The organism is Lacibacter luteus (assembly GCF_004118265.1).
GTDB lineage: Bacteria > Bacteroidota > Bacteroidia > Chitinophagales > Chitinophagaceae > Lacibacter > Lacibacter luteus.
The window spans coordinates 1,591,972-1,609,829 of sequence record NZ_SDHW01000001.1; the positions used below are offsets into that span (position 1 = coordinate 1,591,972).

The following is a 17,858-nucleotide window of genomic DNA, read 5'->3' on the forward strand; positions in this document are numbered from 1 at the left end:
AACGAATACCTTGTTACCAGATAATCATATTCTTATTTTTAAACGGGATATAAAAAGCGATTGCAAAAATAACTAAAGACTGGCAACAATGAGGATTTGCCTTTTTAGAATATATAAAAGCTATTTTTTGTCTAAACCTGAAACTCGCATCTTAAAATCTTCTGCTGAAGTTTCGCTAAAATTCAAGCTCGAAAAAGGCAATTTAGCAATGGTTGCCGACGAAATTGCGGCTATTGGCTTACCCTTTTCTATACCGATACTGATAATTTGGACTGACTCACCTTCCGGGACGTTTGGGAACACTACTGAGTTCCCCGAAAAATACCCAGTCATTGAAGATCTGATTTTATCAAAAACAAGCATTGTGTAATAATTTGAAGCGTCTTCTCCAAGATTAACAATATAATCAATTTTAGGTCGGCTATCATTATAAAACCGGTCGCAGTTAATCCATCCGAGTGACTTTATTTCAACACTGAACAGTTTATTCAAATTTTGCAAAACCAAACCAAATTTTGAATTCCCCGCATAAGTTGTTTGTCCTCCCCCACCTCTTTTAACAATAGTCCTTTTATCCAAAACTTCGAGCTTATACCTCTTGGCCAAATCTTCTCTAACCCAAAGAGTATCTCCAATTGCATAGTAATTATTAGATGTCTTTGTCCATGTAAAGAGCTCTACTGAAGTAGAGTTCCACTCCTTCGATTTTGCTTTTCTGAAAACAATTTTATCATATTCAGGGTACTTATTTCGTAATATTTCAGATAATTCACTTTTAGTAAACTTACTCCTATCTATTTTGTAAAAAACAGCCCGGCTCCTTTTCCCGTAGCGGACTTTTGCCGGCTCATCTCTTAAATCCAAAACTTTTACTTCAGTAATTAATGTATTAGCACTAAAATCCTGGTATTGTGGAATCCAATTTATATTTCCACGCATATAATTACCGGTATCACTGCTCAACATCTGATTATCCGATACTACTTCAACTAGAGGATTCTCAACTTTTCCATAGAACAATTGCATATTTTTCATTGCAGCAGAAGTATCTGGTAAAAAAACCTGTATTGATGAAGCAGGAAGTAATGAGAGCTCTTTATCTCCTGATTTTGCGCTTATATGTAACATACCCCCTGTCAGCAACTGACTGCCATTTGAAGTTGTGGTTAATCTATTTGCAATTATATCTTTATAGCTATAGAATTCTCTTACGTTTATAATCACAGAATCAGCACTTGCAAAAACATTAGCTGGAAACAGTAAAGAGGTGCCTTCCTTACAGAATATGATTGTGTCTTTCTTATTATCTATGATAAATCTTTGAACCCCTTTTTCAATCGAAGCAAAAAAATCTTTAAGCGATATTGACTTATTCTCTATTACTTTTTCAATAACAGGCTCAATTTTAGTTTCAATATCAGGTTCACTCTGCGGTTCCTTTATAGTTACTGATGGTTGAAAATTCGCAGCTTTCTTCAATTTTCTTTTTACGATTTGCTTCTGAATTGGACCTGAAGCTATCTTATGATTAATAATGTTTACTGGCAAAGAGTCTTTCTCCTGCGCCATATTATTTAATTTACGATCTGCTTTTGGGGCATTCACTTCCTGCCTGACATTTTGATAAACAAAAATCAATCCCACTAAAGAAGCAGCTACGAGTACTATCCATAATCTTCTTACTGGTAAAAAAAATGATTTGCCGGCAGGTTCAAGTGCACTTTTAATTTGTTTCCAATGTATATCCATTTTTGACAAATCAGGTAGCGACTGACTCTCCATCTCCCTTAGCTTTTTTTCTATGTTACTATTATCCTGCTGCATTTACTTCAATTTCATCTGTTAAAAGTGGCAATAACCTTTGCTTAAGAATGCGTCTTGCATCGTTTACATGCCATTTGGAGGTTCCTTCAGAAATACCCAAAAGTTCTGCTATTTGCTTGTGCGTAAAACCTTCATAAGCAAACAAGTTAAATACTGTAGAAGTTGCCTTGGGTAACTCTGAAATTATTTTTCTGATCTCATTAACAGCAATGCCGGAAATTATTTCGACATCTGTAAAAACCACTTCACTTTCTATTAATTCGATCTTAATAGTTTTAAACCTTGTTGTTGTTTTAATGAAATCGAGACAACAACGGACTGTAACAATCCTTACCCACCCCATAAACTTTCCTTCTTCTTTATATCGAATTATCTCTTTGAATACTTTCAGCATCGCATTATTATAAATCGCACCAGCTTCATCCAAATCTTTAGCATATCTGGAACATAGCTTTATCATATCAGGGTAACATAGTTTGTATAACTGCTCCTGACAGTGAATATTATTCTCTTTACATCCCGCAATAATTATATCAAGCTGTGTGTTCAAAAAAGGTCATTTATTAAAAACTGGAACTCCTAATATAATTAACGATTCGAAATCAAGAAAGGGTTGGGTAGTTAAAAAATTCTGTGAAACAAGTGTGCTATTGCAACATTTAGCATCGACATTAATATGAAAAGCTACTGCTAACTAGTCAAGGAGTGAGAAAATGCTATTTCGTTTCGCTGTACAAGTGTTTACTGAGAGGAACAGTGAGTGAAACACCCAGCATATTGCGTGATACAGGCTGAAAGCCTTTGTTTTTGATGGTCCAGTTATAGGCATAATAAATACGAAAGAAGAGTAAACCAACCCCTATTTCGGGCCGGAGCACCAGGTTTTTCTCATCGCCGTGCATGAACTGCAACATGCTTACCCCCATTGTGGTGATAGAGCCATTGACCCATGCACCGATCTTTGGTGCCACCAATGTTCCCTTGCTATAAGCCGCCAGCTCTGCACCTCCATACACTGTAAATGCCAGGTGACCATGATTGCTGATCTGGTGACGGTAATAGCCAAGGCCAAGTTCCAATGCGCTTCGTCCGTAATATTTATATCCAATAACTGCTGCTATACTTCTGGCATTGTTTACTTCATCGTGGTGATGAGAAAAAGCACTATCGTTCTGCTGCTGGGCAGCAACACGAAGTGAAAAGATGACAAGGTAAATGAAATGCAGATGCCTGCGCATATTGATTAAACGAATGACAGAACTGTTTATTTTTATACGAAACAGGAAACAACTGCGCATCACTTTTGCAGCAGCCTTTTCCTTAACCAGTTACGCACCGGTTCATCAAACAATTTCAATGCGGCATAAGCCAGTACAATAAACAACACAAACAAACCGGCTGCTACAGGAATAATTTCGCTCTGCTTCGGCTTTTCTACATACACCCATGCAGTGTACACATAAATGAACGGGTAATGCAGAATGTAAATGGGATAAGAAATATCGCCACAGAATTTGCAAACCTTCTCCCAAGCACCACCCAACTTTCCACCTGCACCTGCTGCAACAATCACAGGAAATACAAAGATGATGACAGCTGCTTCGTACCAACCATTCCAGCTGAATGTGGGCAATGCAAACAATAGCGTTAATGCTATTGAACAAAGCAGAAAGGCCAACGGCAGTTGAATACGTTTACCGGAGCGGAATAAAAGTAACCCTGCTGAAAATGGAAACAGCATGCGTACAAAAGCGATCCAGAATGTATCGTAAGCCCAACCTGTTCCCACATCGCCACGCCACACCGCTGTAGCTGTTAAGGCAATGGCACTGATAATAACAACGATCCATAAAGCAGTGTTGCTGAGTTTGCGGCCAAACAATGCGTACAGAATGTTGGCGATATACTCCTGCAGCAACGACCATGTTGGACCGTTCAACGGATGTGTTTCGTTCCAGCCACGAATATCGGGTGCGGGAAGAATAAACATACCCAACACAACTGCTCCGATTATCTTCAATACAAATACGGCGTTGAATTCTTTTGCTGTGTAAGGATCGAGCAGAAAAGCGATCAGCCCGATCACTACACCTAATACCACCAACGGATGTAAACGCACCAACCGTATTTTGAAAAATTGTTTGATGCTCATTTTTCCCCAGCGATCATCATATGCATAACCAACCACAAAGCCGGAGAGTAAAAAGAAAAAATCAACTGCCAGATATCCATGATGCAAAGGCAGATCCTTTGGCACAGGAAATACGGCTTCAAACAAATGAAAAATGACAACTAATATGGCGGCTACTCCCCTTAATCCATCGAGGATAGGAAAATGTGGTTTCGATGCTTGTGGCTGCATATAAATAATGGGTAAGCTGTGTAACTAAAAACGATGCTTTATTTTTTTCTTTTCTGTTGAAACATCCATTTGAGGTAATCGGGTTCCGCAAATGCATTATCCCAGCTGTTATGATTTACACCCGGGTATTCTGAATATTTCACTGTTGCTTTTAATGCATTTAACCTGTCTACCATTTCACGTGAAAGCTTTACATCCACCACCGCATCTGCAGCGCCATGAAATACCCAGAAGGGAATTGCTTTTACTCTCGCATCATATAACGTTGTATTGCCACCTCCGCAAATAGGCAATGCAGCTGCATACAATGTTGGGTAACGGTACACCGACTCAAACGTGCCCATGCCTCCCATCGACAAACCACTGATGTAGATACGTTTTGTATCAACCGCTTCTTCTTTTGCAATTTTCTTCACCAGTTCATTTGCTGCTACCAATGGCCAGTTAGGTTCTGCAGCATAATCAAATTCTATTTTAAACGGTTGTTGGTTACGATCGATCTTTACTGCAGCCCAGAAATTATCCTGCGGGCATTGCGGAAAAATTACAATGGCCGGAAAATTTTTCCGGTTCTCTTCATGTAAAAACAATTTAGCACCATGTGTCAATTGATTTTCATTATCGTTGCCACGTTCGCCTGCACCATGCAGCATTAACACAACAGGATATTTTTTTGTGCGATCATAATTCTCAGGATAAAGAATACGATAGGGCAACACTTTTCCTTCGCTCAATACAAATTCTTTTTTTGCATAAGCATTCAATGCCGGGTCATACTTACTCTTTTCAAGCCAGCCGTTTAACTGTAACCATTCACCAAAACGTTCGATCCATTTATCGGAAGGAAGATTCTGCACCCGCATACCAAATCCATGTCCGCCTTTAGCGTACATGTGTATTTCTGCCGGAACTTTTGCTGTTAACCATTGCTCGTACAAAGCTGCACTGTGCGGTGCAAGTCCTAACTGATCGTCGCTTGCAGCTGCAATAAATGCGGGCGGTGCATCTTTTATGATTGTGCCCTGCATTTGTTTTGGAAAAAACGCATAAACAGGTGCAATAAAGTTGGGTTTGTTTACTGCTGTATAATTATAAGCAGCCGATGCTGCTACTGTTCCACCTGCAGAAAAACCCATGATGCCAATACGGTTGGGGTCGAGCTTCCATTCATCTGCATGTGTGCGTACGTATGCAAGTGCTGCTCTTCCATCGGCAATTGCCAACGGAATGAGTTGTTGATTTTCTTCCTCAAACTTTGGAGTGCCCATGATCTTATTCATATCAGCAATCGGATCATTGGACGGGCTATGCACCAACCGATATTTCAATACAAAACAGGTTACACCTTTTTTTACCAGCCATCTGGCTACATCAAATCCTTCGCTGTTGATAGATAAAGCACGGAAAGCTCCACCCGGACAAATAACAACCGCTGTTCCGTTTGCTTTTCCCGGCTCGGGTGCAAATACCGTAAGCGTGGGCTTTGCAACGTTGAATACGATTTTTGTTTGCCAGAGATTTTGTTCACTCTCACCTTCACTCCAGTTCCAGCTTTCAGAACCGGGTGCAGCACCGTTGTATAAGGATATTACCTGTTGTTGTGCCTGTGCGTGAAACATGAGAAATAAAAAGGTTAGAATAAGTGCAAGCTGTTTCATGTGTGTATTTGTTGATTTTATTTTTGCCACATGTTATAACCAAACTTTTTGCAATATGCAGCATCAGAAATAATTATGGACAGTTTGTGCAAAAAGATCTTTTGAATTATTATTTCATGTGTGTATTGGTTATATAAATAAAATAAGCGGAGTATTTAAAGATACTCCGCACCAGCTATTTGAACATATTATTTTTTCAACTCGTTAATGGTTACTGCAGGAGCCAATACTTTGTTGCATTTTTCAACCAGTATTTCTTTTGCAACAGTAAAACTTGCTGTTTGTTTAATGGCGAGTGATGATGCGCCCACTTTTACGGTATAGGTTCCTGCTTCAGCGATCCATGCGGTTGCAGCTGTATGAAACGAAGCCAATTGCTTTGCTTCAATTACAAACTGCAGCGTTTGTGATTGGCCCGGTTGCAACAGTTCGGTTTTACCAAAAGCTTTTAATTCTTCTGCGGGTTTATCCAATTTACCTGTTGGTGCTGTAACATACAACTGTACCACTTCTTTACCTGCAACAGTTCCGGCATTTGTTACATCAACTGTAACTACCAGCTTGCCTTTAAATGAACTGCCGCTGAGTTTAAGATTTTTATATTCAAAGTTGGTATAACTTAATCCATAACCAAATTCGTAAGCAGGCTTTACATTGAACGTATTGTAATAACGATAACCAACATACACGCCTTCTTCATGTGTTACTTCTGCAGGAATTTCTTTTTGCCCCATAAAACCGGTTACAGCTTTTTCTTTAAACTCTTTACCCGGAAAATTTTTAGCGGTTATTTCATCTTCATATTTCACCGGAAATGTTACCGCCAGTTTACCCGAAGGATTTACTTTTCCGCTCAACACATCAGCTACTGCATTACCAGCTTCCAAACCAGGCTGCCATGCAAGTAATACTGCATCCACTTTTGTTCTCCAGCTCGCAACTTCAATAACACCACCTGCATTAATGATCACCACTACTTTTTTTCCTTTTGCATGAAAGGCTGTACTTACCTCATCAATGAGTTTTTGCTCAGCATCGGTTAAATTAAAATCGTTTACAACTACCCGGTCTTTTCCTTCGCCTGCATTGCGGCCAATGGTGATGATTGCCAGATCGCTTGTTGCTGCTTTGCTGTTGATAACGGCTTTCTCGAGTAACAACTCCGATGCAATAGGTGTAGGATTTACAAACTCTTCAAGAAATGATTTTTTCGGATGCTTTGCTTTGTAATCGTACAGGTAAGCCGAGTAAATACTTTTCAGATCAGCATTTACTGTATAGCCTGCATTTTGTAATCCTTCCACCAGCGAAACAGTGTATTCTTCGTTAACATCGCCACTGCCTGTACCACCCGAAATAAAATCGTACGATGTATTACCAAACGCTGCAATATTCTTTGCATTGGCTAATGGAAGTGTAGCGGCATTGTTTTGCAACAGCACCATACCGTTTGCTGCAGCTTCACGGGCAACAACTGCATGTTGTTTCAGATCGGGCTTATTGCTGAAGGCATAGTTTTTAAACGCAGGCGTACTTAAAATGTAAGCAACGATCCGTGTTGCATTTTCATCAAGCACTTTTACATCGAGTGTTTTATTATTAATTGCATCAGTAATCGCTTTGCGTTGTGCCGGTGTGCCCGGCATCAACAGATCGTTACCGGCTTTCATTTGCGCAACAGCATCTTTGCCGCCAAACCAATCCGTCATTACCATTCCTTTAAAGCCCCACTCTTTACGCAAAACAGTCGTCAACAGATCGTACGATTGCGAAGTGTAGGTTCCGTTCAGTAAATTATAAGAGCTCATTACCGTCCATGGCTTTGCTTCTTTCACCACCAGTTCAAATCCACGCAAATAAATTTCACGCAACGCTCTTTCGCTCACAATTGCATCCACCGTCATACGGTTTGTTTCCTGGTTGTTTACTGCAAAATGTTTTACCGATGTACCAACGCCATTCCACTGAATACCGTTAACCATTGCTGCGGCAATTTTTCCTGTCACCAACGGATCTTCCGAATAGTATTCAAAGTTTCGTGCACCTAACGGATTTCGCATAATATTCATACCCGGACCAAGCAATACATCCACACCATATTCTTTTACCTCATTGCCCATTGCTTTACCAACCTGTTCAACCAGCTTTACATCCCATGTTGATGCAAGCAATGTACCCACCGGCCATGCTGTTGCGTAATAGGTGTTTGCATCGTTTGCACGCTTTGGTTCAATACGCAAACCTGCAGGGCCATCGGCCACAACTGTTGTTGGCAGGCCCAGCTTTGGAATTGCAAAGGTGGTTCCTGCTGCACCTGGCACTTTATCCATTGTTTGTCCAACATTGGGTGCACCGCCGGGCATTTCCATTGCGCCCATTTTCATACCCATGCCTACAACGAGATCTATTTTTTCGTCGAAGCTCATTTTGCTGACAAGCTCTTTGGCTTTTGTGTAATTACTTTCCTGTGCTTTACTGAACACGGGAAGAAAGAGAAGAAATGCAACACTGTGCAAGAGATATTTCATGACAACATCGTTTTAGACTTCTAAGGTGCAGAAGAAAGGAAGCCGTTGATTTGATAATTGTCAAATAATATCAGCGTGCAGAACGGATGCGGCTGAGTGTTTCCAATGTTACACCCAGGAACGAAGCGATATAAGAAAGCGGAACACGTTTGACCATATCGGGAAATTGATGCAACAGTTTTTCATATCGTTGCTGTGCTGTCTCAAACTGGATCGAATCCATCCGTTGTTGCGAAAGAATGAGTGAGCCGGTAAGCATTTTCCGAAACATGGTTTCTACATCATGATATTTCTTTGCCAGTTCCATCAATTTGTTATAATGAATACCCAGCACTTCTGCAGGTTCGATGGTTTGAATGATGAGATGACTTGGCGTGCGTTGAAAAAAACTGGTGATGGATAAAAAGAATTGTCCATCCATAGCAATCCATTCTGTAATTTCTTTTCCGCCTTTGTAATAATAAATGCGGGCAATGCCTTTGTTGATAAAGAAAATATAATCAGCTACTTGTTTTTCCCTGATGAGGTAATGATCCTTTGACACCTGCCAATGTTCAAATGCAGCAACAAATGCTTCATTGCTTTCAGGAGAAAGAACGGATATATGATTGATGGCTTGCTGTAACTGTTCCACTTTAAAAAAGAAAGGTAAGAAATTAACGAATGGCACAACATAACCGCAACAGAAGTTTGTATCTTTTGCCTGTAAAGTTTATACATGAACCGTAAAACATTTGTTTCATCGTTAGTTGCTGCTGGAGCAGTTATTCCATCGCTGGCTTCGGATTTAAAAGAAGAAAGCGATGTGCCGGGTATTGTTCCGCATTATTTAAAAGAGGGCGATACTATTGGCATTACTTCACCTGCAGGTTATATTACCGAAAAAGAAATTCAGCCAGCCATTCTGCAAATTGAAAGCTGGGGATTGAAAGTAAAAAGCGGTTCAACCATCGGCAAACGGGATCATACATTCGGAGGTACCGATGCCGAACGCATTGCCGACTTTCAACAACTGCTTGATGATAAAAATATCAAGGCCATTTTGTGTGCAAGAGGCGGTTATGGTTTTGTACGCATCATCGATCAACTCGATTTTTCAAAAATGAAAACGCAGCCCAAGTGGATGATCGGCTTCAGCGATATTACGGTACTGCATGCACATCTCAACCGCAACTTTGGTATTGCCTCCATCCATTCAAAAATGTGCAACAGTTTTCCGGATGACTGGAGCAAAGCAGAACCGATCCAGGTTGAAACAATTCTTTCTATACGTGATGCCTTAAAAGGTGTGCAGATGAAATACGCAGCTCCTGCGAATGAACATAATAAAGCCGGCGTTGCTGAAGGAACGTTGGTAGGCGGCAATTTAAAAACACTTGAATCGCTTGCAGGAAGTAAAAGCGATCTGCGTACAACCAATAAAATTCTGTTTGTAGAAGATACGGGTGAATACCTCTACAGCATTGACCGTATGTTCTGGAATTTAAAACGAACGGGCAAGCTCGATCATTTGGCAGGATTAATTATTGGTGGTTTTAAAATTAAAGCAAGCGAAGATGTTGCAGAAGAATTTGGCAAGAACCTTTTTGAAATTGTGATGGAAAAAATTCCGGACTGTACCTATCCGGTTTGTTTTGATTTTCCGGTTGGTCATCAGAAAAATAATTTCGCACTCAAATGCGGGGTGCAACATAAATTGCAGGTTACAAACAGCGGAACCACGTTAACTGAATTACGATGACATGAGCAATAAAAATTATTGAGCATCTTATACTGAAGCGATGATAATTTTTATTGCAATTTCCATCTGACCATAAATACTATAATAAAAAGCGGATGAAAATTCCTCCATACTTAAAACAAGGCGATACCATTGGCATTACCTGCCCTGCAGGTTATATGCCACTCGAAAAAGCACAAACCTGTATTTCTGTTTTGCAGCAATGGGGTTACGATGTATTGGTGGGCAAAACATTGCGCAGCAAATCGAAAAACTATTTCAGCGGAAGCGATGAAGAACGACTGACTGAATTTCAGGCGATGCTTGATGCGCCGGAAATAAAAGCGATTCTTTGCGGACGGGGTGGTTATGGTGTTGGACGTATGATTGACCATCTGGATTTTACTGCATTCAAAAAAAATCCGAAGTGGATTATTGGTTTCAGTGATGTAACAGTGCTGCACGCACACATTAACCGTACCTGTAAAATTGCAACGCTGCATTCGCCCATGGCCGGTGCGTTTAACGATGGTGGCTATAAAAACAAATATGTACAATCGCTAAAGTCAGCACTGGAAGGAAAAAAAGCCGATTATAGTTGCAAAGCGCATAAACTTAATCATACAGGCACTGCAAGTGCAGAACTTGTTGGTGGTAATCTTGCATTAATTGCACATCTCGTAGGTACAAAAAGCGATTACCAGACCAAAGGAAAAATTTTATTCCTGGAAGATGTGGGTGAACAGCATTACAATGTTGACCGTATGCTACATCAATTAAAACGAAGCGGTAAACTCAACAACCTTGCTGCACTTATCATCGGTGGCTTTACCGATATGCAGGATACGGAGCGTCCTTTTGGCAAAAAAGTGTACGAGCTCATACATGAACTCATCGCCGAATACAAGTACCCCATCTGTTTTGGTTTTCCTGTAAGTCATGCAAAAGAAAATCTTGCTTTAAAAGTGGGTGCAACGTATCAATTAAGCATCCGTAAACAACTTGTAAAGCTGAAAGAAGAATAATAGTACTAAGTGTAATCTTCTATAAAACGAAAAGCTTTCTGCCTGTGCAGAAAGCTTTTCTGCTTTTGGTCAGTTTTTGATCATGTCGGTAACTGATGATGGTCAGAATAACCCGTGATAAAAGTCACTCCAAACACTGTAATCGATCATTCAGGGGCAAACGATGCGATGCAATATTTGTGCTGTCAATTTAATTAAACGTTCACAAATAAAATAATCGTTATGACACGCCAATCAATCCTTCTGTTTATCGCACTGTTCCTCGTAGCAGGCATTGCAGACGCACAAAGCAAGTACACTACAAAATCATTTCAGATCCTGATAAACGGAACATCCAATGTTCACGACTGGAGTTCGAAAGCAACGAATGTTACTGTTACAGGTGATTTTCTTGTAAACAACAACATCCCCGAAAAAATCAATAACGCTACAGTTAAAGTGCAAACCAAATCACTGAAAAGCACAAAAGATTCCGACCTGATGGATGAACGTACACACAGTACATTAAAAGCCGACAAGTTTCCTGAAATCGTGTATGTGTTTACAAAAGTGATTAACGTACAACAAAGTGGTGGCGAAACCATCATGAATGTAAGTGGCAATTTAACACTGGGTGGTGTTACAAAACCAACCGATCTCACTTTGCGTGTTAAAACACTGGCAAACGGCGACCTCGAAATTAAAGGCAGCAAAAAAATTCTGATGAGTACTTACGGTATTAAACCTCCAAGCTTTATGCTGGGTGCAATGAAGGTTGCCGATGAAGTAACACTCAGTTACAGCATAGTTCTTAAAAAATCATAACCCATAACAATCATTCTTTAACTCAATTAAAACAAAGTATATGAAACGTTTCCTTACAAACTGTCTGAGAAAAGCTGCCGTAGCGGCACTTATTCTGTCTCCTTTAGCAATGCAAGGTCAGCAAGCCAAAATTCAAAACTGGCGCCCTTACGATCAATCCGGTATAAATGTTTTTGAAGCACCAAAAGATAGTGCATCTACATTCGATGGTTTAAAAGTTCGTATAGGTGCAGGCTTTACACAACAATTTCAAAGCTTAACTCATAGCAATAAAGCAGGTAGCCCCGCATTGTATCCTCGTTTAAAACCCGGTTTTAACCTGGCAATGGCCAATCTTAACGTTGATGTACAGTTGGCTGATGGTATCGCATTAAACCTCGTTACTTATCTTTCTGCACGTCACCACAACGAAGCGTGGGTAAAAGGTGGTTACATTCAATTTGATAAAGTTCCGTTTAAAGGAAAAGTTTGGGACGATATCTTTAAAGTAGTTACACTTAAAATCGGTCACTTTGGTGTGAACTATGGCGATCAACACTTCCGTCGTTCAGATGGTGGCCAAACACTTTACAATCCATTCATCGAAAACTATATCATGGATGCATTTGCAACAGAAGTTGGTGGTGAAGTGATTATTCGCAAAAACGGTTTCATTGGTTCTGCAAGTGTTACCAACGGTTTACTTAGCGGTGGTGTACAGGCTCCACTTGAACCAGGCAGCACTACTGAAACTTACAAACGCAACCCATCTTTAGTAGGTAAACTGGCTTACGATAAACAACTCAACAGCAGCTTGCGTGTAAGAGTAGCAGGTTCTGTATTCCACAACAGCAGCTCAGGCCGCAGCACATTATATGCCGGCGACCGTACTGGTAGCAACTACTGGTTTGCAATGGAAAGCGCAGCAGCAACTGCAAAAGACAACTTTACTTCTGGCCGTGTAAGCCCCAACTTTACTAACCAGATCACTGCAGTACAGTTAAACGGTTTGGTTAAATTCCAGGGATTAGAACTCTTTGGTACTTACGAAAACGCACAAGGCCGTACTATCAATGAAAAAGTGGCCGGTACTCCAAAACGTAAAGTTGATCAGTACGCTGTAGATGCTATTTACAGAATCGGTGCGAAAGAAAATGTATTCTTCGGTGTACGTTACAACCAGGTAAAAGGCGAACTGGTAAATGCAACAACAAAACAAACTGTTGAACGTGTAGCCTTCGGCGCAGGTTGGTTCTTAACTAAAAACGTTCTTCTTAAAGGTGAATACGTAAATCAAACCTATAAAGGTTATGCTACCGGAAACATCCTCGACGGTGGTAAATTTAAAGGTTTAGTTATCGAAGCAGTAGTAGGATTCTAATTCAGATACAAACTAAGCAAGGCTCTGTGAATAACGGGGCCTTGTTTCTTCTCAGCCAATCATGTTACGTCTGCTGTTTATATTACCCCTCTTCTTCTTATCAACAGATAAAGCTGTTCCGGTAAAACTGGTTTATCACATCAATGAAAAAAGCCAGCTTTTCTTAACCGGTACTACCAGCGTAAATGATTTTTCCTGCGATTGTAAAGACAAATTCCAACCCGCCATACTCGAAGGCGAAATTAATACTACAAACCGCCAGCTGTCTTTCAAAAATGCAAGACTGAATATTAAAACCAAACTTCTCAGCTGCAAAAACAATCTCATGAACAGGGATATGCACAAAGCCCTGAAAGCCGAAGAACATCCTTACATTTTAGTTGATATTGTAAACGCAACTCCCCTGCACAACGAAAAAGAGTTACAAACCGGTAAACAGTACAGCTACAATGTTGTTACTGTTATTCATATTGCAGGCATTGCCAAAGCACAAATGATACAGGTAAAGTTGCAACGGTTAAAAGACCGTTATTACAAGCTTACTGCAGAGAAGCAAATTAAAATGAGCGATTACGAGATTAAGCCACGCACTCCTTTCAATATTATCAAGATCGATGATAACATTACCATCCACTTCGAATTACTGGTGGATGCCGATAAATAAATCCTGAACATCTTACTGCAACAGGCTATCCAGTTTTTTATTATACAATTCGTATGCAGCCAGGTTATTATGGCTTCCGTTTTCAATCGTTATAAATACATCTGTCTTTTTCAGTAATGGCTTTAACCTCGCCGCATGCTTATACGGAATAACGCCATCGGCTGTGCCATGAAAAATAGTTACAGGTACTTTTACCTGCGGCAAAAATTCGTACAACGGAAAATGATAGCGGATAATGGATGCAGTTGGATACATGGGAAAGTGTGCCCCTGCCAATTCGGTCATGCTGTAATAAGGCGTTTCCAATATTAATTGTTTGCAGGCTGCATAACCTGCCAGTTCAGTTGCAACAGCTGTACCCAACGAACGGCCATAAATGGTTATTGAATCTGCAGCATATTTTTTTGCAGCTAACTTATACAATGCAGCAGCATCGCTATACAATCGATTTTCATTAAACACACCTGTTGCTTTTCCAAAGCCGGGGTATTCCAGCATCCAAACTTCGTAACCATAACTGGTGAGTACTGTTGCTGCATCTGCATAATGCGTGATGTTTTCTTTATTACCATGAAAGTAAAGTACAAGCCCCTTGCAGTTGGCAGTATCGGCAGGAAATAACTTTACAGCATGCATCACTTCATTTTCATTAACAGGAATATTCAGCTCTTCGAAGTGTTGTTTAAACTGATAAGCGTATCCTGCTTTTAATTTCTTTGGCTGCAGAAAAATACTATCCTGCAAATACCACAATGCAATGCCAATGCCGCAGTATAAAATAATCAACAGTTTAACAGCTCCTTTAATTCTTCGTTTTGTTTTTGCTTGCATACTTATACTTTCAGAATATCACGGATAAAATTATGATACTCCGGGAAAGATGGCAGATTATTATGTCCGCCACCGTATATCCGAATAAGCGTAATACGGCGTGGATTGATTTGTTGCAGCCGTTCGCTGTGCGCCAAAGGAATTAACCGGTCTTTTGTACCATGCAAAATATAAGTATGGCATTTTACATTTTCGATCCATTTATCGGTACGTAAATGATAACGCAATACAAAGCGTATTGGCAAAAAAGGAAGAAAGCGTTCTACAACTTTGCGAAAACTGTAGTACGGTGCATCGAGTAATAAATAGCGGGGATGATTGTCGGCTGCCAGTTTAGTAGCAAAACCACTGCCCATGCTGCGGCCATAAACTAAAATATGATCTTCGGGAAACTGCAAACAAAGCTGATCGTATACAAACTGCATATCGTTGAGCATTGCTGCTTCACTTCGTTTACCAATACTTTTACCAAAGCCACGATAATCAACCAATACTACATCGTATCCAAACCGATAAAAATCACGTGCATATTTTCCCCAGCCCTTTATACTTCGTGTGTTGCCATGAAAATATAAAATAAGCCCGTGTGGTTTCTTTACATAAAAATGAATACCGCTGATGGTTACACCTGCTTCGGGTTGAAAGCTGATTTCTTTAAACGGTGCATCGTATTTAAACTGGAAATCGGCGGCAAGTTTCTCCGGTTTAAAAATAAATTTCTCCTGGATGAAATAAGCGATCACCATTAAAAGAATGTAACCGATGATGATATAGAAAACAGTTGGAGACAATACAGTTTATGGTTTGTAGTTTATGGTTTCTGGTTTTAGAACCTGCAGCTTACACTTTGTGCCTTGGTTTTTGTTCTTTGGAATTTGCTTTGCAAAACCTGCTTATCAAGTTAATGAGAATAACCGAAACAAAAACGTCATTGCTGTTTTACCTGCAATGACGTTTCGTTATTCGTTTCAACTGTTGCGTTTATTCCTCATCTTCATCCCGGATGATGCGCTTCAGTTTTAAGCTGCTGATGGGCGAAACAATGAGCGGAAACTTTTCAACCGCCACATTACTCATATCTAATCCAAAACCTTTCTCTTCGCTTAAGCCAACTTTCTTAACAAGGAAATAGATACGCATAATTACACGTTCAAAGAAAGGCAATTCATTATCCTGGCTCAGGAATTTCTCCATCACCACAAACTGAAAATCACCTACTACATTGTTACGTTGCAGGCTTTCGTATCGGCTGGTAATATTCACTTCTTTATTTGCCACCATATCTTCCACCACTTTACGGAACATCATATTAATACGTGGCTGCATACGGAAACCCAAACGGAACTCTACCCGGATTACTTCGTTGGGAATGATGGTAGTTACTTCGTATTCGCAGGTATACGGATCGTCGAGTGTATCTACATGTACAAACCAATAAATATCTGCACGCTTGGGTTTGCGGTTAAGTATGGAATAAATGATCTTGTGCTCTATCTCCTTCGGGTTATTCGCACTGGTAAGATAAACAAGATGTGTTGCGTGTTTGGTAACCGTCATATCATTGCTCAACTCCTGCAACATGGGCAGGTAATGATCGAGACGGACAAACTCCACGTAACGGTTTTTGATTTTGCGTGCTCTGTACCATACGTACATAATGATGAACAGACCCCCGCCAACAATTAAAGCAATGTAACCACCATGCGAAAACTTTGAAAGATTGGCAGCCAAAAATGCAAACTCAATAGAGAGATATACAATAAGGAAGATGTAAATAGGAATAGAATTTACACGATGTGCCACCAGGTAGTTTGCAAACAAAACAGTTGTTGCCAGCATACAAAGGGTAATGGCCAAACCGTATGCCGATTCCATATTTGCGGCCGATTTAAAGTAAAGTGTAATACCCACACAACCCACAAACAGCAACAGGTTAACAGCCGGAATAAACAATTGGCCTCTCTCTTCGCTTGGGTAATTGATCCTCACCCGTGGCCAAAGATTCAACCGCATTGCTTCACTAATGAGAGTAAACGATCCGCTTATCAACGCCTGGCTGGCAATAATTGCCGCCGTTGTAGCAATAACTAAACCTACCAAACGGAACCACTCCGGCATTACACCGTAAAAAGAGTTAAAGCCGCTTGAGATCATATCTGCACTAATCACATCGCCGGTATGATTTGCCAATAACCATGCACCCTGACCGAAATAGTTAAAGATCAAACAGGTTTTTACAAAGATCCAGGAGGTACGGATATTCTCTCTGCCGCAATGGCCAAGGTCGCTGTAAAGTGCTTCGGCACCTGTTGTACACAGAAACACACCACCTAATATCCAAAACCCGTTCGGGTATTTTACAAGTAACTCTATTGCATAGTATGGATTGAGAGCTTTAAACACATGCACATAGTCGGCAAAGTGAATCAATCCCATTACAGCCAACATTACAAACCAGATCATCATGATGGGACCAAATGCCTTGCCGATATAATTGGTACCAAACTGCTGTATAAGAAATAACAAAACAAGTATGCCTATAACAATGTATACAATGGTAGATTGTTCGATGTGCTTAAACACTTCCACCTGTTTTAAACCTTCAATGGCAGAAGTTACAGAGATGGGCGGCGTAATCATACCATCGGCCAGCAATGCAGCACCACCGATCATAGCAGGAATAACCAGCCATTTACGGCGACGGCGAACCAATGTGTACAAGGCAAAAATACCACCCTCACCCCGGTTATCGGCACGCAGCGTAAGCCATACGTACTTGAGTGTTGTTTGCAGCGTAAGCGTCCATATTACGCAAGACAATGCCCCAACAATTAAAAACTCTGAAATTTCTTTACCTGTAATGATGGCATTTAATACGTACAATGGAGAAGTTCCGATGTCGCCGTAAATAATACCTAACGCAATTAATAAGCCAGCAGCTGTGACTTTCGATGTGTGCTTTCCCACAAATAGAATTTAAGTGAGGATACGAACCAATTTGGTGAATTGGCTGATCTGAAATCAAAGGTAATAGAAGGAAAGATATGAGCAAGAAAAAATGAAGAAAGCCGCAGGCTGTCGG

General features: G+C 40.3%; 15 protein-coding genes. 5 read left to right on the forward strand and 10 right to left on the reverse strand.

Features of this window, described 5'->3' with window-relative positions; translation table 11 throughout:
- Nucleotides 1–120: 120 nt before the first annotated feature.
- The 7 genes from ESA94_RS06245 to ESA94_RS06275 form a co-directional block, all read right to left on the reverse strand.
- The gene (locus ESA94_RS06245; protein ID WP_129129968.1) at nt 121–1,824 is read right to left on the reverse strand and encodes a hypothetical protein; all 1,704 of its coding nucleotides are present in this window, start codon (nt 1,822–1,824) and stop codon (nt 121–123) included.
- On the reverse strand, nt 1,811–2,374 hold the full coding sequence (locus tag ESA94_RS06250; RefSeq protein ID WP_129129969.1) for an RNA polymerase sigma factor: 564 nt from the start codon (nt 2,372–2,374) through the stop codon (nt 1,811–1,813). Before ESA94_RS06250 ends, ESA94_RS06245 begins: the two co-directional genes overlap by 14 nt.
- 166 nt (nt 2,375–2,540) lie before the next feature.
- Complete coding sequence (locus tag ESA94_RS06255; RefSeq protein ID WP_129129970.1) at nt 2,541–3,062, reverse strand: hypothetical protein; 522 nt, start codon at nt 3,060–3,062, stop codon at nt 2,541–2,543.
- A 59-nt stretch (nt 3,063–3,121) separates the two neighbouring features.
- Nucleotides 3,122–4,186 (reverse strand): acyltransferase family protein, encoded by a 1,065-nt coding sequence (locus tag ESA94_RS06260; RefSeq protein WP_129129971.1) that lies wholly within the window; start codon nt 4,184–4,186, stop codon nt 3,122–3,124.
- A 38-nt stretch (nt 4,187–4,224) separates the two neighbouring features.
- Complete coding sequence (locus ESA94_RS21590) at nt 4,225–5,844, reverse strand: dienelactone hydrolase family protein (RefSeq protein ID WP_205755916.1); 1,620 nt, start codon at nt 5,842–5,844, stop codon at nt 4,225–4,227.
- A gap of 188 nt (nt 5,845–6,032) precedes the next feature.
- Entirely contained in the window at nt 6,033–8,372 is a 2,340-nt protein-coding gene (locus ESA94_RS06270; RefSeq protein WP_129129972.1) for a glycoside hydrolase family 3 C-terminal domain-containing protein, read from the reverse strand.
- A gap of 70 nt (nt 8,373–8,442) precedes the next feature.
- On the reverse strand, nt 8,443–9,006 hold the full coding sequence (locus tag ESA94_RS06275) for a Crp/Fnr family transcriptional regulator (RefSeq protein ID WP_164972665.1): 564 nt from the start codon (nt 9,004–9,006) through the stop codon (nt 8,443–8,445).
- 84 nt (nt 9,007–9,090) lie between these two features.
- Between ESA94_RS06275 and ESA94_RS06280 the strand changes: the two genes are divergently transcribed.
- From ESA94_RS06280 to ESA94_RS06300, 5 genes are all read left to right on the forward strand, one after another.
- The gene (locus tag ESA94_RS06280; protein ID WP_129129974.1) at nt 9,091–10,113 is read left to right on the forward strand and encodes a S66 peptidase family protein; all 1,023 of its coding nucleotides are present in this window, start codon (nt 9,091–9,093) and stop codon (nt 10,111–10,113) included.
- Between the two features lie 95 nt (nt 10,114–10,208).
- Nucleotides 10,209–11,117 carry a S66 peptidase family protein gene (locus ESA94_RS06285; protein ID WP_129129975.1) on the forward strand — a complete coding sequence of 303 codons (909 nt, stop codon included), beginning with the start codon at nt 10,209–10,211 and terminating at the stop codon, nt 11,115–11,117.
- Between the two features lie 222 nt (nt 11,118–11,339).
- Complete coding sequence (locus ESA94_RS06290) at nt 11,340–11,921, forward strand: YceI family protein (protein WP_129129976.1); 582 nt, start codon at nt 11,340–11,342, stop codon at nt 11,919–11,921.
- Between the two features lie 40 nt (nt 11,922–11,961).
- Nucleotides 11,962–13,281 carry a hypothetical protein gene (locus tag ESA94_RS06295; RefSeq protein WP_129129977.1) on the forward strand — a complete coding sequence of 440 codons (1,320 nt, stop codon included), beginning with the start codon at nt 11,962–11,964 and terminating at the stop codon, nt 13,279–13,281.
- Between the two features lie 61 nt (nt 13,282–13,342).
- Nucleotides 13,343–13,945, forward strand: a complete 603-nt coding sequence (locus ESA94_RS06300; protein WP_129129978.1) for a YceI family protein — start codon at nt 13,343–13,345, stop codon at nt 13,943–13,945.
- A 12-nt stretch (nt 13,946–13,957) separates the two neighbouring features.
- Here ESA94_RS06300 and ESA94_RS06305 read toward each other — a convergent pair whose 3' ends face one another.
- The 3 genes from ESA94_RS06305 to ESA94_RS06315 all read right to left on the reverse strand — a co-directional run bounded on the left by ESA94_RS06305 (nt 13,958) and on the right by ESA94_RS06315 (nt 17,743).
- On the reverse strand, nt 13,958–14,776 hold the full coding sequence (locus ESA94_RS06305) for an alpha/beta hydrolase (RefSeq protein WP_129129979.1): 819 nt from the start codon (nt 14,774–14,776) through the stop codon (nt 13,958–13,960).
- Nucleotides 14,777–14,778: 2 nt separating this feature from the next.
- Nucleotides 14,779–15,567 carry an alpha/beta hydrolase gene (locus ESA94_RS06310; protein WP_240670999.1) on the reverse strand — a complete coding sequence of 263 codons (789 nt, stop codon included), beginning with the start codon at nt 15,565–15,567 and terminating at the stop codon, nt 14,779–14,781.
- 190 nt (nt 15,568–15,757) lie between these two features.
- Nucleotides 15,758–17,743 carry a KUP/HAK/KT family potassium transporter gene (locus ESA94_RS06315; protein WP_129129980.1) on the reverse strand — a complete coding sequence of 662 codons (1,986 nt, stop codon included), beginning with the start codon at nt 17,741–17,743 and terminating at the stop codon, nt 15,758–15,760.
- Nucleotides 17,744–17,858: the final 115 nt, after the last annotated feature.